Source organism: Aeromonas sp. HMWF014, from assembly GCF_963878295.1.
GTDB lineage: Bacteria > Pseudomonadota > Gammaproteobacteria > Enterobacterales > Aeromonadaceae > Aeromonas > Aeromonas popoffii.
In genome coordinates, this window is sequence record NZ_CAWNYS010000178.1 from 9,727 (window position 1) to 10,429 (window position 703).

The window sequence follows — 703 nt, forward strand, 5'->3', positions numbered from 1 at the left end:
ACCAGTACTTCGCCGGCCACAGCGGCGCCGTGCGCGATCAGGGCCAGTCCGATACAGGCAAACAGGGGAGCTTGCCCCACAGGTTTGGCACTGAGCAGCAGGTGCAGCGAGGCGATGATGGCCAGCAGATAAAACGCCAGGGCCAGAACAGAGATCACGATCATAACCAGGTCGTTGTTGAACAGGCTGTTGGGAATAAGAGAGGCAGTATACCTTGCACAAGATGTGCTCGCCAGTTGTGCAGCCGCCGATCTGCCCATATATAGAGAGAAGGTCCCCATGGCTGCCGCGCGGTGAATAATCGTCCTCGCGTCTGCTCTGGGTTATAATGCCCCCAATTTATTACGCCAAGAACCGGAATCCGTCATGTTTGAGAATTTGACTGAACGACTCTCGCGCACCTTGCGCAATGTCAGTGGGCGCGGTCGCCTGACCGAAGAGAACATCAAGGATACCTTGCGCGAAGTCCGCATGGCGCTGCTCGAGGCAGACGTCGCTCTGCCGGTGGTGCGGGACTTCGTGGCTCGCGTCAAGGAGCGGGCGGTTGGCCAGGAAGTGGCCAAGTCCCTGAGTCCGGGCCAAGCCTTCATCAAGATAGTACACGGTGAACTGGTCTCGGTGATGGGCGAAGCCAACGAGCAGCTCAACCTGGCCGCCCAACCGCCGGCCATCATACTGATGGCGGGTCTGCAGGGTGCCGGTA

General features: G+C 59.2%; 1 protein-coding gene and 1 pseudogene. One reads left to right on the plus strand and one right to left on the minus strand.

Annotated features, from left to right (window positions below; translation table 11 throughout):
* Positions 1-164: pseudogene (locus AAC083_RS22945) on the minus strand (inner membrane protein YpjD); the annotation flags it as partial.
* Positions 165-366: 202 nt separating this feature from the next.
* Between AAC083_RS22945 and AAC083_RS06955 the strand changes: the two are divergent.
* Positions 367-703, plus strand: a 337-nt coding sequence (locus tag AAC083_RS06955) for a signal recognition particle receptor subunit alpha (protein ID WP_181364673.1), incomplete at its 3' end; no start/stop codon positions are given.